The 23,035-nt window shown below is 41.3% G+C and carries 15 protein-coding genes; 6 read left to right on the top strand and 9 right to left on the bottom strand.

Translation table 11 applies throughout. The features are described 5' to 3' along the window. Positions 1 to 93: 93 nt before the first annotated feature. Together KZA12_RS03585 and KZA12_RS03580 are read right to left on the bottom strand one after the other, a co-directional pair. Positions 94 to 1,041 carry a metallophosphoesterase gene (locus KZA12_RS03585; RefSeq protein ID WP_201621774.1) on the bottom strand — a complete coding sequence of 316 codons (948 nt, stop codon included), beginning with the start codon at positions 1,039 to 1,041 and terminating at the stop codon, positions 94 to 96. Positions 1,042 to 1,086: 45 nt separating this feature from the next. After that, positions 1,087 to 1,695: a rhomboid family intramembrane serine protease gene (locus KZA12_RS03580; RefSeq protein WP_218689262.1), complete on the bottom strand. Its 609-nt coding sequence runs from the start codon at positions 1,693 to 1,695 to the stop codon at positions 1,087 to 1,089. Between the two features lie 1,249 nt (positions 1,696 to 2,944). On the opposite strand from KZA12_RS03580, the gene KZA12_RS03575 reads away from it, so the two are divergent. Beyond that, complete coding sequence (locus tag KZA12_RS03575; protein ID WP_201621776.1) at positions 2,945 to 4,576, top strand: OmpA family protein; 1,632 nt, start codon at positions 2,945 to 2,947, stop codon at positions 4,574 to 4,576. 191 nt (positions 4,577 to 4,767) lie between these two features. Here the strand turns inward: KZA12_RS03575 and nagZ are convergent, their stop codons facing one another. Next, positions 4,768 to 5,853 carry a beta-N-acetylhexosaminidase gene (gene nagZ, locus KZA12_RS03570; RefSeq protein WP_218689261.1) on the bottom strand — a complete coding sequence of 362 codons (1,086 nt, stop codon included), beginning with the start codon at positions 5,851 to 5,853 and terminating at the stop codon, positions 4,768 to 4,770. Positions 5,854 to 6,409: 556 nt separating this feature from the next. Here nagZ and KZA12_RS03565 point away from each other — a divergent pair. Further along, positions 6,410 to 8,620 (top strand): carboxy terminal-processing peptidase, encoded by a 2,211-nt coding sequence (locus tag KZA12_RS03565; protein ID WP_201621778.1) that lies wholly within the window; start codon positions 6,410 to 6,412, stop codon positions 8,618 to 8,620. Between the two features lie 722 nt (positions 8,621 to 9,342). Here the strand turns inward: KZA12_RS03565 and KZA12_RS03560 are convergent. Further along, positions 9,343 to 9,828, bottom strand: coding sequence for a peptidylprolyl isomerase (locus KZA12_RS03560; protein WP_201621779.1), 486 nt, complete (start codon positions 9,826 to 9,828; stop codon positions 9,343 to 9,345). A gap of 312 nt (positions 9,829 to 10,140) precedes the next feature. On the opposite strand from KZA12_RS03560, the gene KZA12_RS03555 reads away from it, so the two are divergent. Then, entirely contained in the window at positions 10,141 to 12,168 is a 2,028-nt protein-coding gene (locus tag KZA12_RS03555) for a M61 family metallopeptidase (RefSeq protein ID WP_218689260.1), read from the top strand. Positions 12,169 to 12,293: 125 nt separating this feature from the next. Here KZA12_RS03555 and KZA12_RS03550 read toward each other — a convergent pair whose 3' ends face one another. The 5 genes from KZA12_RS03550 to KZA12_RS03530 form a co-directional block, all read right to left on the bottom strand. Continuing rightward, positions 12,294 to 13,172 (bottom strand): DUF305 domain-containing protein, encoded by an 879-nt coding sequence (locus KZA12_RS03550; RefSeq protein WP_218689259.1) that lies wholly within the window; start codon positions 13,170 to 13,172, stop codon positions 12,294 to 12,296. A gap of 237 nt (positions 13,173 to 13,409) precedes the next feature. Beyond that, complete coding sequence (locus tag KZA12_RS03545; protein WP_218689258.1) at positions 13,410 to 14,036, bottom strand: pseudouridine synthase; 627 nt, start codon at positions 14,034 to 14,036, stop codon at positions 13,410 to 13,412. A gap of 194 nt (positions 14,037 to 14,230) precedes the next feature. Continuing rightward, entirely contained in the window at positions 14,231 to 16,450 is a 2,220-nt protein-coding gene (locus KZA12_RS03540) for an NADP-dependent isocitrate dehydrogenase (RefSeq protein WP_201621783.1), read from the bottom strand. Positions 16,451 to 16,987: 537 nt separating this feature from the next. Continuing rightward, the gene (locus tag KZA12_RS03535; protein ID WP_218689257.1) at positions 16,988 to 19,204 is read right to left on the bottom strand and encodes an NADP-dependent isocitrate dehydrogenase; all 2,217 of its coding nucleotides are present in this window, start codon (positions 19,202 to 19,204) and stop codon (positions 16,988 to 16,990) included. Between the two features lie 499 nt (positions 19,205 to 19,703). Next, complete coding sequence (locus KZA12_RS03530; RefSeq protein WP_218689256.1) at positions 19,704 to 19,994, bottom strand: hypothetical protein; 291 nt, start codon at positions 19,992 to 19,994, stop codon at positions 19,704 to 19,706. A gap of 119 nt (positions 19,995 to 20,113) precedes the next feature. On the opposite strand from KZA12_RS03530, the gene KZA12_RS03525 reads away from it, so the two are divergent. The 3 genes from KZA12_RS03525 (at position 20,114) to KZA12_RS03515 (ending at position 22,690) form a co-directional block, all read left to right on the top strand. Then, positions 20,114 to 21,586 carry a GNAT family N-acetyltransferase gene (locus KZA12_RS03525; RefSeq protein ID WP_218689255.1) on the top strand — a complete coding sequence of 491 codons (1,473 nt, stop codon included), beginning with the start codon at positions 20,114 to 20,116 and terminating at the stop codon, positions 21,584 to 21,586. A gap of 15 nt (positions 21,587 to 21,601) precedes the next feature. Beyond that, positions 21,602 to 22,138 (top strand): chorismate lyase, encoded by a 537-nt coding sequence (locus tag KZA12_RS03520; RefSeq protein ID WP_218689254.1) that lies wholly within the window; start codon positions 21,602 to 21,604, stop codon positions 22,136 to 22,138. A 108-nt stretch (positions 22,139 to 22,246) separates the two neighbouring features. Continuing rightward, positions 22,247 to 22,690, top strand: coding sequence for a hypothetical protein (locus KZA12_RS03515; RefSeq protein ID WP_218689253.1), 444 nt, complete (start codon positions 22,247 to 22,249; stop codon positions 22,688 to 22,690). Positions 22,691 to 23,035 lie beyond the last annotated feature (345 nt).

The following is a 23,035-nucleotide window of genomic DNA, read 5'->3' as shown; positions in this document are numbered from 1 at the left end:
GTTTTTTAAACGTTATTTAACTGCCGATTGCCAAAGGATGAATAACTAATCAATAATTAGTTAATTAATCAGACTGTATCAAACAGTAGAGGATTAGCAGTCGTGGCGATACTGAACAAAATTGCTGGAGGAGAGTGCTAGGGACTTAGTAGTCTCTAACTGGTAGCAAGTCAAGTAGCCACTATCTACCGCTGCAGAATAGTCGGTACAAATAACTTGTGCACTTAAGGGCTGTGGCTCACCAGTTAGCCAATAATGGCCCACGAATACCAGTTTATCGGTCTTCAAAGTAAAGTCTATATTTTCTGCTAAGGCATCTATCGGAATCTGCGCTAATCCTGAATCTGGGGCGCGCGCAATTTGATGGATAGTGCGTTTATTTAATTCATCTAGCCACCAGCGTACTCGCACTCTTGAACGTTCAGTACCTTCTTTATCGATAATGACTAACCCTGCTGGTAGCGGGGTTTCTACTCCCTTTAGCACCCGCTCTAATGCCTCATAAGGCAAGCTGTGCTTTTGTGAGGTCATTATCAGTGCTCGCTCCGTTAGACAGTGATTAGCGCTCAATAACGGCTGTAATACCGCCATGCTGTCGACATCCCAGCAAGCATGGACAAAACAAGCGTAGTCAGTTTCAATCCATAATGGCAGCTCATATAAACGTGCCAGCCAATAACGATGTAAATCAGAACCAAATGCTATCTCTGCCAAAAATGCTTGATGCTGAGCAGTATGGATAGCATTGTGCGGGCGTAAATACTGATCTGGCTCATTGGGGTCAATAGTAGCATAGGCTAAGGCATTGTATTCATGATTGCCCATAACCGCATCGGCCACATCAGCGTCTAACATGGCAAATACTAACTCTAAGGTGGCCAGCTGCTGCGAACCGCGGTCTATCAAGTCACCAATGAACAGCGCTCTATGATTGCTAGGAGGTTCAAAATATTGGCCGTTATGAACATAACCTAACTGCGTGAGCAAGCCAATAAGCTTGTCAGCATAACCGTGAATATCGCCGATAATATCTATAATCATAACTAGCTTTCTATACTGATTTTTTATACTAAAAGGTACAGCCCACTAAAAGCTGGGCGAGAGTAAAGCGTTAATGAAATGTGGCAATATCTGAGGCTGTAGAGCAATAGTAGCTATTACCCCAAAGGCACCACCCCATAAGTGAGCCATATGATTGATATTAGAGCCACCACGCTTGTTGGCATAGATACTGTAAGCGACGTAGGCGACAGCGAATAAAATCGCAGGAATAGGCACGATTGCGAATAAATAAATCATGTCCCAAGGTGCTAGTAAGATAAAGGCGAACAATACTGCTGACACCCCACCTGAGGCGCCTAGGCTTAAGTAACTGGCATTGCCTTTATTTTTAAGATAGCTTGGAATCATCGCCACGACGATAGCCAAAACGTAGAACACTAAAAAACCATATCCTGCTAAAAAAGGCTGATATATGCCTTCAATAGCTCGACCAAAAAAGTATAAAGTGAACATATTAAACAGCAAGTGCATACTGTCCGCATGAATGAAACCGTTAGTGACAAAACGATCCCATTGCCCACTGCTTACTGCTGGTGGATAAAAAATAAGACGATTAAACAAGGCCTTATTTTGCCATGCCAATAAGCTTACGATAACCGTAATAATGATAATAAGGGTGGTATGGTTCAGCAAAGGGAGTTCCTTAGGCAAATACTAATTAATAAAAGGGTCAAAAGGCTACCAGCTAGCATAAAAGAATATAGCAAAAATCTAACAAGTAGACCTTATCTTAGTGACTTTAAAAATAAATCACAACGATAGCGCAGCGTAATTTACATACACATACAAATTTGTAATGACTAACTACTGCTTGAGTACCAGTGTCTTTATTACTTATCACTCATTACTTATTTATTAAAAGATTGACTTAATAGTTAAATCTTTCCCTGCCTTAACGTAATCTGTCATCAAAGTTTTCACTAGCAAATTAGCTGTTAAAACAGCAGGTGACCATATGTGAATACTTAGCGATATGGATAGCTTCTGTAATCTCAGCGGTTATGTTAGCTAGCCAAAAGCTATCTATAGCCTATTAGTTCTATAATTACTATCAGTTACTACTATTGATTACTACTATTAGCTAAAAAACCAAAAGCATAAATAGAAATTGAGGCCAATAAGTCTATCTTATCTAAGTCTTTATTCAATACGCTAGCAGTCGATAAAAATATGAATCCTAACCAGTAATAATTATTCAATAGTCACTGATACCTGCATTATTAATCAGTTTTTATTATTTCTTTACTATATTGTCCCATCTATATTCTGAGATAAAGAGTTAATTATTATCAGTTATGGCTTATAGATTAACAATTTAATAAGCTAATATTTCATTAATTCTCGTAATAGATAGCGCTATCTGTTTATATTATGTTATCCATTCGTTGCGAATAGGGCTTAGAGTTACGTCTAACGACTGAAAAATTACTTATAGTAGCATTTACACAACATCAGGTTTATTGTAGTTCACAGTTGTCCACAATTATAATGTAGGCATCTATTAGGTCAGCATTTGTATTTGTATTTATTTTTATAAGTAGTTATTTAGTAGATGATTCTTTATCGAACGAGTTTGATTGTTAGAAGTGGTTGTTGATTGAATTGTGCGCATCTTCTTATAATAAGTAACTAATAAGTAGTGCTACCAATTATTATAATCCTACTGTTTATTGAATTTTAAAAGATAATATCAGACGTAAGCCATTATTTTTTTATAAAATCGATTACGTTATGGATAAATATTTTAGGTATAGTGATGAGGTAGAACCGTAGTCAATAAACAATTCTACTAGGCAGCAATGTCATGGTTTTGATGTTTTAAGAAAAGTGCCAATGATTTAAAAGGTTGTTGGTAGACAATTATAACTTGAGGAAATATATTATGGATATTATTAGTCATTTAACACGCACGGTCACTCCAGCAGTACTAGGTGGTGATGATAACCCTGCTAAAAAGAACTTGCTTGAACAGTTCTATGCTGTTTTTGCCGCGCGTCTAGCGGATACAGACACTTATGGTCGCTTCGCTAACGAAAATATCGCTCGTGATGACCAAGGGTTTTATGATCGCGTATGGACAGAGGGTAGTCATCGTGATCAGATATCAAGTGAGTTATCAGCTGCGCACAATGTTGACGCTACTGCTTCACGTGGTTTAATCGCTATGGCAGCTCCTTTGGCTTATCACGAGATCAAAAGCTTGGCAGGTACTACGCCAGTACCGCAGTTCTTAAATGACAATTTATCCAGCTATCAGCATCATATTCCTGCTTGGGCTAGTGCGGTTATCCCTGCTGGCATGTTAGTTGCCGCTCCTGCTGGCAAACGTATTTCTGATACTACCAGTATGGCGCCACTAGTACGTGAAGAAGAAGAAAAGTCAGGCAGCTTTATGAAGGCATTATTGCCTATCATAGGTCTGATTATTTTGGCTGCTTTGGCTTGGGCCTTGTTACGTGGTTGCCAAGAAAACCCAGAGCCTGTAGGAACGCCTGTAGTCACTGAAGAGCAAGTAGCAGATAATGGTCAAGTCGCCGTTGCTGCCGATGTAGAGCCTGCTTCATTACGTATCGCTACTGGCGAAACGAGCAGCACTTTATATGCTTGTAGTATGACTGTTGGTGATGATGCGCTACAAGGTACTGTAATGAGTGCGATGAGCGGTGCCTTTGGTACAGAAGCTGATAAGTGTCGTGCTGATGTCGATAATAACTTTGCTATAGATATGCCAGCAGCCCCACAGCTTGCTGCAATCTTAGCGGTTATTAAAGATGTTCCAAACGCTAGTATGGTTATTAAAGGCGATAAAATCTTAGTAAACTCATCTGATGAGACTGTGCTAGCTAAACTAGTTAGTGACTTACAAGCTGTTGCCCCTGCTATGACAGTAGAAGCAGAAGGTCCATTAGATCTACAAGGCGAAATTGATGGTGGTTTAGCTGCCGCTGATGCCGCTATGGGTAGACTTGGCGAAAACCCAGATCCACGTGATGTTGCTCGTGCCTTAAGCTTACAAGTTATCAACTTTGAACTTGATGAAGCGCTTATTCCAGAAGCCAACAAGCCTTTCCTTGACCGCGCTGCTGCCCTTATTAAATCAGTACCGGATATGGCATTAACTATTGTTGGTAATACTGATAGCTTAGCTTCAGATGCTTATAATTTAGATTTGTCACGTCAACGTGCAGAAGCTGTAAAAGATTACTTAGTGTCTAAAGGTGTCGATGCTAGTAAGTTATCTACTAAAGGCGCAGGTGAATCTAACCCTATCGCTGATAACTCAACGGACCAAGGTCGTTTCCGTAACCGTCGCATTGAGTTTACAGTATATGATGAGTCAGCAATGGGTAAAGAAGAAGTAGTTACTGCTGGTACTAGTACCAATACTGCTACTAAAGGTACGGCTACTATGCCAGATCCTGATTTGAATCCACTTGATAGCAACAATGATGATTTGCTACCAGATAGTGATGATCCAACTCAAGGTACTGCTTTAGACCCAAAGAAACCATAAGGTTAAAATATAACCCTGTTTAATTTTAACTAGTAAATGATTAAAGTTTCTCAGACTGTAGTAACCCTAAAACAAAAACCGCGTCTTTAATGGACGCGGTTTTTTTGGTTTTATCTATGACTTTGCAACCCGCTATCGATGTTGCATGCTATAGCTAACTAGCTATTATTTATAGCTATTATTTATAGCTATTATTTATAGTTAGTAGGATCTAGTAAGTCGCTGACTTTATCTGATAGCTGCTCAGCCATTGACGGAGCAAAAAAAGCCGTTGAGACCGCAAGTCTTGCTTGTTGCCAGTGTTGAAACTGCTGACAAGTTTCTTCAAGATTGCCTTGCCATTGCGGAACCTTACCGCGCATGGTTTTAACTCGATTTTGATTAGGATAAGGCAGCTCTTGAGCTGCTTCAGCTGCTTCATGAGCCGCTACTCTATCATTACAAACTAAGGCGATATCACAACCCGCTTCAATCGCTGCTCGTACTCGTGCACTGACATCACCTGCAGCCTGAGCGCCTTGCATTGACAAGTCGTCGGAGAAAATTACACCATCGAACTGTAGCTGCTGACGTAGAATATCTTGTAACCAAACTTTAGAGAACCCAGCAGACTTAGCGTCGATCTGCGAGAAAATAACATGGGCTGGCATCACCGCATCAAGCCAAGGAAGGGTCTGGATAAAGGGTTGAATATCAGTCGCCATGATCTCATCAAAGCTACGCTCATCAATAGCTTCTGCAACATGCGAATCTGGCGCAATGGCGCCATGACCAGGAAAATGCTTGCCAGTAGTTGCCATACCAGCGGCTTTCATACCCTGCATCAGCTGAGTACCTAGAGCCACAATTATTTGCGGATCTTGGTGAAAACTGCGATCGCCAATCACTTGACTGATACCATCTCTGTCGAGCACAGGGGCAAAGCTGATATCGATACCTACTGCCAATACTTCAGCCGCCATTAAATAACCACAATCATAAGCTAAGCTTAAAGCGCGGCTTGGATCTTGATCAAATAACTTACCCAGCTGACCCATAGCAGGCAGCTTAGTAAAGCCTTCGCGTAAGCGTGCTACACGACCTCCTTCTTGATCAACTCCTATTAATATATCAGGGTTGTGATGGCGAATATCGTCACATAAATGGCGTACCTGCAAAGGCTCCTTTACGTTACGACCAAACAAAATTACGCCACCAACTTGGGCTTGCTTGATTAAGCTGATATCCTCAACTGTAAGTACTGTGCTATCAATATCAATCATTAATATGCCGTACATTGTCCATTCTCCAAAGTGCTATAGTTAAGTCAAAATTTATGGTTAGTTGTAGTTTATCGCGTTTACTATTATCGCTTGCTGATTAACTATAGCCTCTATTATAAGGCTAACTGCGCTAAAGTCTAACTAGCTGATATTATGTTATCGTTGGCATGCATTAATAGCTTTAATAAACAGTCCTGATAAGTAGCCCATTAAAATAACGGTTATATTAGGCTTATCCAGCTATCTTTAGACAGAGTGCTAGATTAGCAACAGTGCGAGGATAAACATAAAAGAAAGTTTGGTATAGCTAAGGACAGAGTGTAAGATTGTTTATACAGTTTGAGACAATTTGTCTTTAATTCGCATGCTACTATCAATTTTTCAACTAGATTTTTAGCGCAGTTTAAGTGGTTTTCAATGGCAGTTAAATCATTTGTTATCTAGCTTTGCACTATTTATAATTGATCAATCCTTAGACTATTAGCTTGTTAATTAACACCGATATTCAATAGCCCTAATAATAATTAGTTTCCAACTTAATACCACTATTCAAAACAACTAGGTAGATATGATGAAAAAACAACCCGCACAGTGGTTACTAAGCGCCGCTTCAGTTGGTCTCGCTGGTGTGATCTTGAGCCAAAGCTATGGCACAGCACTAGCAGACACTAATACAGAAGGCTTTGTAGGCACTCCAGAGCAAAAGCTCACTACTCGCCAGGTTGCCGCCTTACTTGATAGAAGCCATTATTTAAATCAGCCACTTGATACAAAGATGGGTAGTGAAATTTTGGCGATGTACATTGATAGCTTAGATCCTAATCATACTTTGTTTTTGCAGTCTGACGTCGATGAGTTCACCAAAAAGTATGGTAGCGAGTTTGGCAATCGTCTCAAACGTGGTGATCTATCAGCCGGTGTCGATGTATTTGAGCGTTATCGCAAACGCTCAAATGAGTATTTCGAGATGGCGACAAAAATGCTCAAGACTAAAATAAAACTAACGGGCAACGAGACTATAGTACTGGATCGGGAAAAGCTCCCCCATTTCACTACTAAAAAAGCCCAACGCGATTATTGGGAGCAGCAATTAAAGTTCCAGCTTATGAGCATTACTTTAGGTCAAGAGGACGAAAAGGCTAAAGAAAAAGTATTCCTAAGTAATCCTGATATTACGCGTGGACAAGATCTAGTACGTGATGATCAGCGTACGCCAAGTGAGATATTGATGAATCGTTTTTCGCGTCAGCAAGCACAAATGACGCGTCTTAACGATGACGAAATCATGGAAACCGTACTCAATACTGCCATGCTTACTTATGATCCGCACAGCAACTATTATGCCCCTGTTCAAGCTAATGAATTACAAATCCAATCCAGCTTACAGCTAGAAGGTATCGGGGTCTCTATCCGACCTGATCGCAAAAACCCAGACTATACTCGTATTGTGACTTTAGTCGATGGGGGGCCAGCGGCTAAAAGTGGTCAAATCAAGCCTAATGACTTGATCATCGGTATTGCTAAAGACGGTAAAACTATGACTGACGTAGTAGGTTGGTCAACGCGTGAGATCGTCGGCCTTATTCGTGGTAAACGTGGTACTTCAGTGACACTAAAGGTACGTCAGCCCAATACTCCTGACGCCGCTGCTCGTACTATATCTGTAGTACGTGACATTATTCAGCAAGAAGAATCCGGTGTTACTCATCGAGTAGTAGAAGTCCAGCGTCCTAATATTGACGCTACTCCTAAACGCATAGGGGTGTTAGAGATACCTAGCTTTTATCTGAACTATCGTGCACGTCGTAATGGTGAAGACTATCGTAGTGTCAGCATCGATACCGAAAAAGCCTTAACAGAGCTTAATAAACAAAATATAGATGGGTTAGTCGTTGATCTACGTAATAACCCTGGCGGCTCATTAGATGAAGTGGCTAAAATGTTAGGGCTATTCGTCAAGAGTGGGCCACTAGTACAGATTCGTGATAACCGAGGTAATATCCAAGTCTATCGTGATGATGATGGTGGCAAGCAGCTGTATGATGGCAAAATGGTGGTGATAACCAACTTAGCCTCAGCTTCTGCTAGTGAGATTTTTGCTGCTGCTATCCAAGACTATGGCCGTGGATTGGTAGTAGGTAGCACAACTACTGGTAAAGGTTCAGCACAAATTCAACTGGATACTTTGGCATTGGGTTCAGCGACTTTGACTCAGCGTAAATTCTATCGAATCACTGGTGGTAGTACGCAGAATAAAGGTGTGGTACCTGATATCAAACTAGTCAATATTTATGATGATGCGACTTTTGGTGAGCGTGCTCAGAAAAAAGCTTTACCTTGGGATACTATAAAAACAGCGCCTTATAAGCCTGAAGCTAAGTTTAGTAACAGTACCTTAGCCACGCTTAATCAGCAGTCAAAGATTCGTCAGCAGCAAGATCCGCAGTTTGTCTATCTGTCGACACTCAACGATATTCGTAATATGGATGATGAGAAAAAACCTATAGATCTGGATATTAATAAGCGCCGTGCCAAAATGCAGCTGATCGAAAACCGTACTTTAGCCGCTGAAAATAAGCGTTTACAGGCTACTGGTGAAAAGCAATACTCTAACTGGAATACTTATCAAGCTGCTATGGATGCAAAGTTCGAAGAACTCAGTCAATTGAAAGAGAGTGAACGTCCCAAGCTACCAGAAAGTGAGGTGTTTGTTAATGAAGCGGCTTACTTGATGCTGAATGCTGAATCATCAGTACTAGCTAGTCCTGAGCAAAAACTATAATGGTAGACTAGTCATTAAATTTGCCACTAAAATAGGCGCTAAAATTGTCGTTAGGTCGATGTAAGCATATGCTTACGTCTAATGACGTTTTAGCGACTTACTGACTTTGAGCTAATCTGCGATTATGGACTCACAGCACAATTTAATGATATTGTTTATCGATACTGTTTTAGGATACTAGGGATTGGTATTTTCTCACAGCGTATAAATTGATCTAGGGATGGATTGCTGGTTATGGATGATAAAGCTGAATGACTGTTGGTTAGTGGGTACTTCGGGATTAAGTATTAACTAACGCTAGTAAAAATAGTTAGATAACTGTTGTAAATTGACAGTTAAGTGAGTAATAGAGACCGTATAGCGATTATCGTTATACGGTTTTGTTGCGTCTGGCGGCTGATTAATTTTTAGGGTTTAATAATGCCGCTGACTAGTAGGTTATGGCTTTGAGATAGCTTGTTAAGGACGGTTATAGCTTGTTGCGGTAGAGGTTACAGGCATAGAATTATTATTAATCTAGCAAATAGCTCTTATTCAATAATTACTATTAAATGCCTCCTAGTAAATAACTGCTATTTATTAAATAACGATAATCAGCCACAAAAAAGCCAGTAACTATTGCCACTGGCTTTTTTAGATCTAGACTATCACTCTGTTTAGATCTATAGATAGATCTTTGACAGAGTTATTGGCTAAATATTTCGCTAATCAATCAATTGAGATCAGTGCTCAACGCCACCAGCACCATGAGTATGGCCGTGGTTTAGTTCGTCTTCAGTAGCTGCACGTACTTCTTGGATTTCAACATCAAAAGTCAAACGCTTACCAGCTAGTGGATGGTTAGCATCTACAGTAACTTCTTTGTCATTAACGTCAGTAACAGTAACTAGCATTACTTGGCCGCCAGCTTCTGACTGAAACTGCATACCAGGCTGAATGTCTTCTACGCCTTGAAAATTGTCGCGAGGTACTTTTTGTACCGCTAGTTCTTGATATTCGCCGTAGCCATCAACAGGCTCAACGACTGCATTGACTCTTTCGCCAGCAGATTTACCTTCGAGTTGTTGCTCAAGGCCTGGAATGATGTTGCTATGGCCATGCAAATAAGCTAAAGGTTGACCTTCTGGAGATTGGTCAAGCACGTTGCCTTCGTCATCTTTTAAAGTATAGTTAAATTTGACAGCAGTATCTTTTGTGATAGTAGTCATAAATTATCCTAAATATATTATAAAAATTAAATTCGGTTGCAATAAACCTGAAAAAGCCAATCTTTACGCTATAAAGCCAAAATATCAGTCGATTATAAGCAGTTTATTAAAGTAACTGTGACAGTTAGCCTCTTTAATTGAGATGGTGTTAATAACTTTCAAGGTAAAAACAATAAAAAAAACTAATTATATAATATATCAGCTGTTTTTAAGCTAATTATTATCCCGCATACTCATTACTCACGGTTTAGCCGTTGCGTTTTTTGCTAATGACTTTTACCATAAAGGTAAATATTACTATAAGTATAGACTATGACTACTATATCCAAAACCCCTAATGATCAAGCAAATAAAACAGTAGTAGACAGTGATAATACTACTGCCATCAACTACTGTATCAATTTTGAGCGCTTTAATGAGCATCTAGTGGATGTCACCTTAAACTTTACTGCGCTTGTTGATGCGCCGCAATTATGGTTGCCAGTGTGGATTCCAGGCAGTTACCTGATACGTGAGTTTGCCCGTCATATTACCGCCGTTCACTATAAGGTGTTAAATACTGATACTGATACTGATACTGATACTGAGGCTAATATTAATAATGCGCCCAATAAATTGTATCGTGGTCAAAAAATAGACAAAAATACTTGGCAGCTACCAGCGGTAAAAGCAGGGCAAAGGTTGAGCGTATATTATGAAGTCTATTGTTATGACTTATCTGTACGTACAGCTTATGTCGATCAGCAGCGTTTATATGGCAATTTTACCTCCTTAGCGTTAGCTGTTGAGGGGCAAGAGCAGGCGCCAGTACAAGTCAATCTATTAGTGCCAGCTGCCTTTTTGGGTGATAAAAATCAGGCTGACGTTGAGTTGGCTTGTGGACTTGATGCTAGCCATGTGCAAAGCCTTAATCAACAGGGTGCCAACCAACAAGGTTATGGTTTACAAGCAGACAGTTATTATCAGCTGATTGATCATCCGTTTGAGATTGCCAGCCAACAGTTCTTTGATTTTATTATTCAAGATGCTAATAATCAGGCTTTAAGCCATCGCTTCTATCTCTCAGGTAAGCATAGTGCCAATATGGGCCGATTACAGCAAGATATCACCCAAATATGCCAAACCTATCTTAATTGGCTAGGGGGTGCGCCTTTTAATGATTATACTTTTATGACTTATGCCAGCGGTCAAGATTATGGTGGTTTAGAGCATATCAACTCTACTAGCCTCATTACCCCGCGCCGTGATCTGCCTAGTAGCAATGAGCCTGTAATGCCGAGTTCTGATTACCAGCGCTTTTTAGGCTTGTGTAGCCATGAGTATTTTCATTCTTGGTGGGTGAAGACAGTAAGTCCAGACGTGATGATCGATGTTGATTTGCGCCGTGAAGTATTTACCCCGTTACTTTGGGTGTTCGAAGGCTTTACCTCTTATATTGATGACTTTATGCTACAAGCATCAGCTGTTATCGATAAATCCAGCTATCTTACCTTGTTAGCTGAGCAGATCAGTCGTTATTATCAAACTCCTGGACGGGCCCAACAAAGCGTAGCAGAGTCGAGCTTTGATGCTTGGATCAAGCTCTATCGTAGCGATGAGAACACTGCTAATGCTGGTATTAGTTACTATAATAAAGGCGCATTAGTAGCCTTATGCCTAGACTTGAGCTTACTAGAAAAAAGCGCTGGTCAGTATCGTCTATTCGATGTGGTAAAAGCCTTTTATGGACAAGCTAAGCAACAGGGCAGCCAACGCATTGGTATTAGTAGCGCTGATATGGGGCAAGTTATCAGTCAATTTATGCCACAAGCGGACTGGGAGGACTTTGAGGGACGTTATATCAATGGGGTAGAAGAGTTACCTATCGAACGCCTGCTAAGCGCGAATGGGATCAAAATTCAAGTGGACTCTAAAGACAGTGCCGATAAAAAGATGCCTTGGGGTATGAGCTGTACGGAGACTGCTGCTGGGTTAAAAGTTAATCGAGTACAACGTAGTAGCGCAGCGGCGCTGGCAGGTATCTCTGCTAATGACGTGATTATCGCCCTCGATGGTATAAAAGCCGATAATAAGCAGCTAGTCGCTTTAGCAGTGGCTAATAATGACCATGCCATTGGCTGTCATCTATTCCGCCGCGATGAGCTGCTATGCGTCACGGTATTACCCGCTGTACAACGAGATAGGCAAGACAACTTGCAAGAAGTATTGGCCGCACCCTCTATACATAAAGTAAATTTGCGTTTCAATAATGATGCTAATAGCACTAGAGATAATGTTGACCCTAAGCAAGCCCCTGCCTGGCAAAATTGGCTAGAAGTCCTATCAACAGCAAAAAGTTAAAATAATACTTTATAAATAAAACACTTAGAGTTAAACATCATGGTCTAACTCTAAGTTAATAACTAAATAAGCGTCGAGCGTGTTGCTAAGACAAGGGCTCCTAAAGTTGCAGCTGTCCAAGCAACTTAAGCGGCAGGCTTAGTCTTAGTAGCTGGTACAGTCTTTTTAATAGCCTCTGCGACTGCTGTGCTTTCGGCGCTATTTAAGTCATCATTAGATACTGTTTCAATGCTTGGATGCATAGCAATCCATTGTTGCAGCATTTTTTTAGTAGGCTGCTGCTCGTCAATAATAGCTCTAGCTAATGCCAGCATATCTTCATCTGTACCATATTTTATCTCAATCATCGCCATATCAGCAGCGCCAACATAATGCGCAAGCATACTGCGAGCAAATGCTAGATCAGCTATTGGGTCTGTGCTAGCTAACATCATCTGGTCATACATCGGCTGCGTGCTATCCTTATAATCCTGCTGTACAAATGCAGTTTCAAGCTTAGGCTTAGCCGCGTCTAGATGGCTGGCCAGCCATTTGTTAATAATGGCCATCTCAGCTTGCTGCTCATCGCCAATTCGTTGAGCAAGCTCCTGCATACTAGCATCATCACCATACTTTAATTCGATAGTGACTAAGTCGAGTGCACCACGATGATGGCCAAGCATAGCTTTAGCAAAGGTAGCGTCTGGATCGTTATAGCCCATACCAATCTTCATCTCATCATACATTCTAGTTAGCGACTTAGTGTAGTCCTTACCCATATCAGTCAGCGGTGCTTGATCCGCCACCATATCACTCGCTGATATATTGTTATCAGTATAAGCTTCAGTACTAGCCTCAACCTCAGTAGCAGTTGTCGCTTCATCTGTAGAGATTGATGGTTTGACTGGTTCAGCTGCCGTGGCCTCAGTAGTTTCTACCGAGCTAGTGGTTGGTTGACAAGCGCTGACTACAAGTGTTGCACAAGTACTAATAGCAACGAGAGCAAGACGATAACGACTAATCATGAGCGGTCCTTAACTTAAACTGGCGATATAATAGATTGGTAGAGCATAGGGCTACACTATAAAAAACCATATCATAAATACTAACAGAGTAACCTTACTGGTTCGAGACTCCAAGTTGCCAATGTATTAATAATACTGAGTTCAGCGGCTATAAAAGCATAGCAGACGTCGCTTTATCTCATTTAGGCCTCAAGTTCAGTCACTGCTGTCATAACTAGAGCTTATAGCGGTTAAACCTTAATTGTTAATAGCTAATTGCTTATAATGCTCAGGGTTTAGCTCAATACGTAACTGTTCACCTACCGCAAGGTCTCCTAGCTCAAAACCTGCTACTGACCAGCGAATTAAACGTAGACAAGGCAGTCCAACTTGGGCAGTCATACGTCGGACTTGGCGATTTTTACCTTCATAAATGGTCAGCATCAACCATGAAGTAGGGATGTTTTTGCGTTCTCGGATAGGAGGATCACGTTGCCAAAGCTGGATTGGTAACTCAGCCTCATTAACTAGCACGGCTTTGGCAGGTAAGGTCTTCCCGTCTTTTAATAACACCCCTTTTGTTAATGCTAGCAGCTGCAATGGTGTCGCTAGCCCTTCAACTTGTACTAAATAAGTCTTACCTTGTTTGGTAGTAGAGCGAGCAAATTTATTGGTTTTTGGTGGCTGGGTAATGGCTTTATTCACCCGCCCATCATCAGTCAGTATCAATAAACCCTCTGAGGTAGCATCGAGTCTACCGGCTATGCGCAGTGATTTATCGTTAAAGTACTCAGATAAAGTCGTATGATCATTATTACTATCATCACGAAACTGGCTCTGTACCCCATAAGGTTTGTTAAACAACACGATACTAGAGGTCGACATAAGACAGAGGTTCCTAAATAAACGAAGCAAAATTAAATAAAAATCAGACAAGTGAACGCCATGTTAGCAATCTTTACAGCAAAAAACACCCCAATAGTCTTAGACCATTGAGGTGCTTTACTTATAAGCCTAAATAGCGTCAAGCAATAAAGCCGCCTAAGCGCAATTATCTAAGCACAATAAGCCCATAAAAGTTATAAAGATGCCAAAGCTTCGTTAAATAACTTACTAGGACGCATTACTTGCTCGGCTAGTTTTTCATCAGCAAGGTAGTAGCCATGGATATCTACTGGTTTGCCTTGAGCTTCATTTAGCTCTTTAATAATCGCCGCTTCATTATCAGCGAGTTTTTGTGCTAATGGCGCAAACTGTGCTGCAAGCTCACTGTCTTTATCTTGCGCTGCAAGCTCTTGTGCCCAGTACATAGCCAAATAGAAGTGACTACCACGGTTATCTAACTCACCCGTTTTGCGTGAAGGTGATTTGTCATTTAATAATAGCTCTTCTGTAGCCTTATCAAGAGTATCGGCTAATATCTTAGCTTTAGCATTATTATCGTTCTCGGCTAAGTGCTCCAAAGATACCGTCAAAGCCAAGAACTCTCCTAATGAATCCCAACGTAAATGGTTTTCTTCAACCAATTGCTGGACATGCTTAGGAGCTGAACCACCAGCGCCGGTTTCAAACAAACCGCCGCCTTTCATTAGTGGTACTACTGACAGCATTTTTGCACTAGTGCCTAACTCTAAAATAGGGAATAAGTCAGTGAGGTAATCACGTAAGATATTACCAGTAGCAGAGATGGTATCAAGACCACGAGCAACGCGCTCCAAGGTATAGCGCATCGCACGAACTTGTGACATGATTTCGATGTGCAAGCCTTTAGTATCGTGATCTTTTAGATACATGTTGACCTTTTTGATCAGCTCGTTTTCGTGTGGGCGATACGGGTCTAACCAAAAGATGACTGGTGTATTAGATTCGCGGGCGCGACGTACGGCCAGCTTGACCCAATCTTGGATAGGTTCATCTTTTACCTGACACATGCGCCAGATATCGCCTTTCTCAACACGCTGCTCAAGTAAAACTTCATTGGTTTCTTCGTCAACAATACGCGCAATACCATCATCGCTTGCTTCAAAAGTCTTGTCATGCGAGCCGTATTCTTCGGCTTTTTGTGCCATTAGACCGACGTTAGGCACTGTACCCATAGTCGTTGGATCAAAGTTACCATGCCATTTACAGAAGTTGATCATTTCTTGATAAATACGAGCGAAGGTAGACTCAGGCATAACCGCTTTGCAATCATAGGGCTTACCATCAGCACCCCACATTTTACCGCCGTTACGAATCATAGCAGGCATAGAAGCATCTACGATGATGTCACTTGGTGAATGGAAGTTAGTGATTCCCTTTGAAGAATCAACCATCGCCAAACGTGGACGGTGTACTTGGCAAGCATGTAAGTCGCGCTCAATCTCTTCACGTGTTGATGCGGGTAATTTTGAGATTTTGTCGTATAGATCTGCCATGCCGTTATTAACATTGATGCCTAACTCATCAAAGAAAGCACCATGTTTGTTAAAGGCATCTTTATAATAAGTTTTAACCGCATGACCAAAGACGATAGGATGCGATACTTTCATCATCGTGGCTTTTACGTGCAAGGAGAATAAAATACCTGCTTCACGGCAGTCTTCCATTTCACGCTCATAGAATTCAAGCAGTGCCTTTTTGCTCATGAACATAAGGTCGATGACTTCTTTATCAAGCAAAGCGATGCCTGTTTTGAAGACATTAACCGTACCATCGTCGGCTAAGCGTTCCATACGCACGGTACGGGCTTTATCTAATGTGATAGATTGCTCACCTGCATAAAAGTCGCCGCTGTGCATGTGTGATACATGAGTTTGTGACCATTGCTTCCATTCACCCATTGAATGCGGATGCTTACGAGCATAGTTTTTAACCGCTTTGGGTGCACGGCGGTCTGAGTTACCTTCACGCAGTACAGGGTTCACTGAGCTGCCTAGGCTTTTGCCATAACGTTGACGCAGCTGTTGTTCTTCCTCTGTTTTTGGATCATCTGGGAAATTGGGTATAGCGTAACCTTTGCTTTGCAACTCTTTTATACAAGCTTTGAGCTGCTGAACCGAAGCACTGATATTAGGCAGTTTAATAATATTAGTATTAGGGTCTTGGGTTAAGCGACCTAGTTCCGCTAGATTGTCAGGGACACGCTGTTGTTCAGTTAAATACTCTGGAAATTCAGCCAACACTCGCGCGGCAACTGAGATATCAGTAGTTTCAACAGCAATCCCTGCTGTATGAGTAAAAGCCTTTACTATAGGTAAAAAGGATAGGGTTGCCAGCGCTGGGGCTTCGTCGGTTTTTGTATAAATAATTTTTGACATTGTTGTAGGTCATCCCTTTAGGTTGTCGTTAACGATAGAGCGTGTCTAATAGCTCAAAATAAAGCAAAACCTGTGCAGAGCTGCCAGTAGCTTGCAACACTATTTCAGACAAGACGCCCATTAAAGATAATATAAGTGGTTTAGTCTATTAGCCAATTAATGAGTCCATTAGCTAGTTATTGGGCTAAACCCTTATTTGTGAACAGCTAAGAGTAATATTAGTATCAGTGCCACTAGTATATAACAATGGTAAGACAGTTTATTATTATTACCGAATCAAAGATATCTATAAAGCAAGTTCCTACAGTAGGACAGACCTCAATAATTGTCAATTGAAGCTGTTAATTTTGACAATAAAAAACACCTCAACAGTCTTAGACTCTTGAGGTGTTGCTAGGATAAAGACTTTGACTATCCTAAGGCCAGCTGAGTTTTTCTGCAACGTTTTCAGTTGTAAAAAAACCAATCCAGCTTAGTGTGCCTGTAGCTCAGTCATTATTTAACTGCGATTGCCATTAAGTAATGACAAACATGCAATTACAAAGAAGCAATAGTCTCATTTAATAGCTTACTTGGACGCATCACGTCAGTGGCTAGTTTTTCATCGAAGAAATAATAACCATCGATATTGACAGCTTTGCCTTGAATGTCGTTGAGCTCTTTGACAATAGCGTCTTCATTATCAGCCAGTTTTTGTGCCAAAGGTGCAAACTTCTCTTTTAGCTCAGCGTCATCGTTTTGCGCGGCCAGCTCTTGCGCCCAGTACATAGCTAGATAGAAGTGGCTACCACGGTTATCCAACTCACCCGTTTTGCGTGATGGTGATTTATTGTTCAATAACAGTTTTTCTGTTGCCATATCTAAGGTATCGGCCAATATCTGCGCTTTTGCATTATCTTCATGAGTAGCTAGATGCTCTAAAGATACTGCTAGAGCTAAGAACTCACCTAGTGAATCCCAACGTAGATGGTTTTCTTCTACTAGTTGCTCAACGTGCTTAGGAGCTGAACCACCAGCACCAGTTTCAAACAGACCACCACCATTCATAAGGGGCACGATTGATAACATTTTGGCGCTAGTTCCTAACTCTAAAATTGGGAACAGATCGGTTAGGTAATCGCGCAATACGTTACCCGTTACTGAGATAGTGTCTTTACCGTCTTTTAGGCGCTCTAAAGTGAAACGAGTAGCTTCACGTACAGGCATGATACGAATATCTAAGTCGCTAGTGTCGTGATCCTTTAGATAGTGTTCAACTTTTTTGATCAATTCTGCGTGATGTGGACGCTTTTTATCTAACCAAAAGATAGTTGGTATCTTGCTAGCACGAGCACGAGTCACGGCTAATTTAACCCAGTCTTCAATCGGCGCATCTTTGACTTGATTCATACGCCAAATGTCTTCGGCTTCTACTTTATGCTCAGTTAAGACTTTATCATTACTATCGATAACTTGTACTTTACCGGCAGAAGGTATTAAGAAAGTTTTATCATGTGAGCCATATTCTTCAGCTTTTTGCGCCATCAAGCCAACGTTAGGAACTGAACCCATAGTCGTGGGATCAAACGCACCGAATTCTTTATGGAATTTGATAGTTTCATCATAGATGCAAGAGTAGCTGCTATCTGGGATAACGGCTTTAGTATCATGCAGCTTATTATCAGCGCCCCACATTTTACCAGAACTACGAATCATCGCTGGCATTGAAGCGTCGACGATCACATCGCTTGGTACGTGTAGGTTAGTGATGCCTTTGTCTGAATTGACCATGGCAAGATCTGGGTTGCTTTCATAGATGCTCTGAATATCAGCTTCGATTTCTTTACGTTTTGCTTCTGGTAGCTCTTGTATCTTAGCTAGCAGATTGCTAAAGCCATTGTTAACGTTGACGTCTAGCGCTGCAAAAGTATCGCCATGCTTAGCAAATAACTCTTTGAAATAAACTTTTACTGCTTCACCAAAGATAATAGGATCAGAAACTTTCATCATCGTGGCTTTTAGATGCAACGAGAACAATATGCCTGATTTTTTAGCGTCTTCTACTTGTTCTTCAAAGAACTCAACTAAAGCTTTATGGCTTAAGATAGCGGCGTCGATTAGTTCGCCTTTTAGTAGGGGAGCTGGCGACTTTAACTCAGTAACGGTGCCGTCATCAGCAGTATGAACGATACGGTAATCAGTGGCTTCAGCAAGAGTTACTGATTGTTCAGTATCAGCAAAATCACCATGGCTCATAGTAGAAACGTGAGACTGAGAATCGGCACTCCATGCGCCCATTGAATGCGGATGGCTTCTTGCAAATGCTTTAACCGCTTTTGGTGCACGTCTATCAGAGTTACCTTCACGCAAAACTGGGTTGATAGCACTGCCTTTGATTTTGTCATAACGCACGCGTGCATCTTTTTCTACGTCTGTTTCTGGGTGATCAGGATAATCAGGTAGATCATAGCCTTTATCTTGCAACTCTTTAATCGCCGCTTTAAGCTGCGGAATTGAAGCGCTGATGTTAGGCAATTTGATGATGTTTGCTCTAGGTTGTTTTACCAATTCACTCAAAGCTACGAATGCGCTAGGAATGCGTTGCTCTTCAGGTAAAAACTCTGAGAATAAAGCAATGATGCGACCCGCTAGAGAGATATCAGCGGTTTCAATAGTAATGCCAGCGGTGTTAGTAAAAGCCTTTACGATAGGCAAGAATGATAAGGTTGCGAGCGCTGGAGCTTCGTCAGTTTTTGTATAAATGATTTTTGACATTGTAGTATGACATTCCTTTAGGTTGTGGTTGATAAGGCTCAAATTTAATTTAATAGTGGTACATAGCCCTATAAAATAATGGACTGGGCGATTGGATCAAATACACTGCAGGTAGTTTGCGGAAGGCGTTCAAGTTTGCGTAGCTTTTTTTGTTGACTGGTCTTTAATTTACGGGCGTGAACGCTCTGAAAACGTTCATTAACCTAAGCCGTTTTGATGATGTAATCTGTACGGTCTGAAAGAGAGAGACTAACTATAGTTAGCCTGCTATAAATCAATTAGGATGTTGAATGCGATGTCAACCTTGCATGTTGAACTTAGAATACTATTCTCGCTCGTATCCGCGGTATCTGAATTATATTAGACTATTAAAAGCATTATTCTACCAGTGATTAGTATAAATTACATCATTTGCGTGCAAGCAGCATTGATATAGCTTGTATCCTTAACCGCAAATTACTTAGTGGTTGGCTGTTTTTAGCCAGTAGACAGTAGTAGTTTAAGGATCAAAAGTATCGGTAATTTTAATGACAGCATTACTATCTAAATGGTTATTGCTCTGCGCTCGATCATCGATGCTATTACGTTTAATCTTATCAGGATTGGTTTGCGCAGCGAGGTTATTGCCTAAGGCTGACTTGTCACTGATCTGTTGACTATTGCAGGCAATTAAAAGCGTCAGACAGCTAATGATCAGTATAGCGCTAGCTTTCTGGTAACCGCAAAAGATAGATTCTATAGAAAAATAAGCATAGTATTCTCCTAAGGGGTATTGAGTATGATAAATCAATGTCCAGCTTAAGCTTGCCTATAATTTGCCTAAAAACCGAGATGATTTTTGCAAATCGTGACAGCAATTGGCTGGAATTTTGCTACCCTAGAAACCTTCCAAAATAAATGGTGAGCATTATGAGTTTACAGTATGCACTCGTCGGTGATATGAGCTGGCAAGATAGGGCTAAGTGGCAGACTCCTGACACCCCATTTATGTCTTTTGCATTTTGGCAAGCTTTGCATGCTACTGATGCTATTGGTGAGCAAGCTGGTTGGTTACCTATTTTTGTATTAGTGTATCGTGCTGGGACAGCAGCAGGTAGTAACAGCGACACTGATAACCCTGATGCCAGTAGGAGCGATGCTAATAACAGCGATGCTAATAAAAATCATACCAACAACAGTCAATTAAACAGTCAAGATGCTGATAAAGCGATCATTGATGAAAGCCTGATGCAGCCAGTAGCGGTAATGCCGGTGTTCGTCAAAGGCCATCATCAAGGCGAGTTCGTTTTTGATTATGCTTGGGCTGAAGCCTACGCCCGTTATGGTATCGATTACTATCCGCGTCTAGTGACTAGTTCGCCTTATACCCCTATTACCGGTCAGCGCTTGTGGCTAGTAGAAGGCGAGACTCTCAATACTCACATTATTGAAGCGGCTATGGCAGGGGTTGATGACCTCGCTCAACAAGTAGGTGCATCGAGCTGGCATGGCTTGTTTGTGACCCCTGAGCTGGCAGCGCTTGCTGCTTCGACAGATAATGAGATAGCGGAGGCGCTAGCCAATAGTCATAATGATAGTAATGCTAGCGATGAAAATGCTGAACTGATAAGTCCTAACGCTTTTACTACGCCTATTTTAGAGCGTCAAGGCTGTCAGTTTTTATGGCAAAATAAAAGTTTGCTAGATAACGAGCAGCCCTTTGCTGATTTTGACGGTTTTATCATGACCTTGACTGCCAAAAAGCGTAAAACTATTCGTGCTGAACGGCGTAAAGTGGCAGCACAAGGTATTACTTGTGTGCGTAAATGTGGTGATGCTATCACTGACCAAGACTGGAAAGCATTTTATCATTGTTATGTGATGACTTATGCGGTACGTGGCCAGCAGCCTTATTTGAGCGTTGACTTCTTTATGCAACTAGCAGCTAGAATGCCTGAGCATCTTATGTTGGCGCAAGCGCTTGATAGCGCTGGTGAGATTATTGCTAGCAGCTTATTCTTGTATGATGTACCGGATGCATTTAGCAGTGATGATAGTTCAGCAGATAATAGAGCGACAACTTTATACGGTCGCTATTGGGGTGCGCTTGGTGAGTACGATAGTTTGCATTTTGAGCTGTGCTATTACCAAGGTATCGAGTTTGCCATTGAGCAAGGCTTAAACTATTTTGATCCAGGTACTCAAGGCGAGCATAAGCTTATTCGTGGCTTTATACCGACCAAAACCCACTCGCTGCATCGGATTTTTGACTCACGATTTATCCCTGCAATAGCCAATTTCTGTAAAGAAGATCGCTCACGTATGGCGCAGTATAGACAGCAGGCGCATGAGGCTTTGCCGTTTAACAATGATAATATGCCAATATTCGATAGTAATGCTTAAGGGCTTTATCTGATTATGTCGCAGCTTAATAACTCCTATTCCTGTATAACCCAGCCAGCTGCACAACTGTTACCGTGGCTTGAAGCTAAAGGATCGCTGACGGCAATGCTAGAGGCCAAAGCAGGGCAGCCACTACGAGTGCAACGCCAGTTTGAAGGCTATCGCCGTTTGTCGTTAGTACAAAAGCGCCAATTGGGTTTACAAGGTTCAGCGCTAAACCGCCCTATGATGGCGTGGGTGCGTGAGGTGCAGTTATATGGCGATAGTGAGCAGGCATGGGTATGGGCACAAAGTATTTTTCCAGTGTCCAGTTTACGAGGACGAGCCAAACGCTTACAGCAACTAAAAGGTACGCCGATTGGATATGTATTGTTTAAGCGCAGTCGCACTTTGCCTAATCAGCGCGGTATTAACGATACTAAGCAGGGCTGGCAACGACAAACTTGCTACGACTGGTACGGCCGTAAGCTATTAATTAGCGAAACTTTTTTGCCAGAATTTTTAGCTACATTATCCTTAGAACAGAGCAATACAAAGGCATATAATCAATAGGGCTTATTGGCTAATAACAAAATTAAAAACACTTGTTTGGTATAAGGAATTTATTATATAATTATTAGATTATGACAATACAGACTTCTATCGCCCTGAGGATTATTTATGACTCTGTCACCAGTTACTTGTTTACCACGCTCAGCGGCTACGTTAGCTGTACTAATGCTAACGATAACTGCACCACTTAGTGCTAGTGCAGGGTTTTTAGACAGCATATACGATGTCCAAAACACTATTAGCTCAATTGGACGCACGGCTGATACGATTCGAGGTAGTAAGCAAGCGGTAAGTAACTTAGGGGAAGAAGTCGGTTTTATAGGTCAAGCATCACAAAACACCAATAGCAAGTTGGAGTCTGGATCTATGTTAGCAGGTAAGCTACAGAAGACTAACTTGTACTCGCAAGCTAACGGCTCGTCAAGTGCGGTCGCCGTATTGTCTCAAGATGATCCTATGGTTTATATGGGCAATGAGCAAAACGGTTATTACTATGTCCATAGCGATAAAGGCCAAGGCTGGGTCGCTAAGCCATTAGTAAACATACGATAGAGATAGCAATGTACGCTAAATCGTAGCTTTATAAAGGCTGTAGTAGTGAAGCAGTAAATTTTACCTAATCTGATTTTATAATTGAACACAGTCACCCTCGGGTGGCTATTTTTATGGCAATGATTTTATGCAAATTGCTTTGTAAACATTCTAAGCAGATAACAGATAGTTGTAAGGGTGAAATTATTAAAAAACTAAGCTTATGACGGTATTATTTGCCGATGCGGATGAGCATTTTATACAACTGACTCAGTTCAAAATGCGTATTTTTTGCGTTAATGATATAAGGTTTCATGGTACACTTGTGCGACAACGAAATTCAATATGCAACGGCGCATAAACAGT

The sequence above is a fragment of the Psychrobacter sp. BF1 genome (assembly GCF_019279065.1).
GTDB classification, from domain to species: Bacteria; Pseudomonadota; Gammaproteobacteria; order Pseudomonadales; family Moraxellaceae; genus Psychrobacter; species Psychrobacter urativorans.
Note: the sequence above shows the minus strand (reverse complement) of the source record. Positions and strands in the feature narration are given on the sequence as shown.

Excerpts from the sequence above, each read along its gene's own strand:
- nagZ (WP_218689261.1), bottom strand. The coding sequence starts at position 5,853 with ATGTACGGCATATTAATGATTGATATTGATAGCACAGTACTTACAGTT.
- KZA12_RS03520 (WP_218689254.1), top strand. The coding sequence starts at position 21,602 with ATGTCGCAGCTTAATAACTCCTATTCCTGTATAACCCAGCCAGCTGCA.
- KZA12_RS03555 (WP_218689260.1), top strand. The coding sequence starts at position 10,141 with ATGACTACTATATCCAAAACCCCTAATGATCAAGCAAATAAAACAGTA.
- KZA12_RS03515 (WP_218689253.1), top strand. The coding sequence starts at position 22,247 with ATGACTCTGTCACCAGTTACTTGTTTACCACGCTCAGCGGCTACGTTA.
- KZA12_RS03560 (WP_201621779.1), bottom strand. The coding sequence starts at position 9,828 with ATGACTACTATCACAAAAGATACTGCTGTCAAATTTAACTATACTTTA.
- KZA12_RS03535 (WP_218689257.1), bottom strand. The coding sequence starts at position 19,204 with ATGTCAAAAATCATTTATACAAAAACTGACGAAGCTCCAGCGCTCGCA.
- KZA12_RS03525 (WP_218689255.1), top strand. The coding sequence starts at position 20,114 with ATGAGTTTACAGTATGCACTCGTCGGTGATATGAGCTGGCAAGATAGG.
- KZA12_RS03565 (WP_201621778.1), top strand. The coding sequence starts at position 6,410 with ATGAAAAAACAACCCGCACAGTGGTTACTAAGCGCCGCTTCAGTTGGT.
- KZA12_RS03585 (WP_201621774.1), bottom strand. The coding sequence starts at position 1,041 with ATGATTATAGATATTATCGGCGATATTCACGGTTATGCTGACAAGCTT.
- KZA12_RS03540 (WP_201621783.1), bottom strand. The coding sequence starts at position 16,450 with ATGTCAAAAATTATTTATACAAAAACCGACGAAGCCCCAGCGCTGGCA.
- KZA12_RS03545 (WP_218689258.1), bottom strand. The coding sequence starts at position 14,036 with ATGTCGACCTCTAGTATCGTGTTGTTTAACAAACCTTATGGGGTACAG.
- KZA12_RS03550 (WP_218689259.1), bottom strand. The coding sequence starts at position 13,172 with ATGATTAGTCGTTATCGTCTTGCTCTCGTTGCTATTAGTACTTGTGCA.
- KZA12_RS03575 (WP_201621776.1), top strand. The coding sequence starts at position 2,945 with ATGGATATTATTAGTCATTTAACACGCACGGTCACTCCAGCAGTACTA.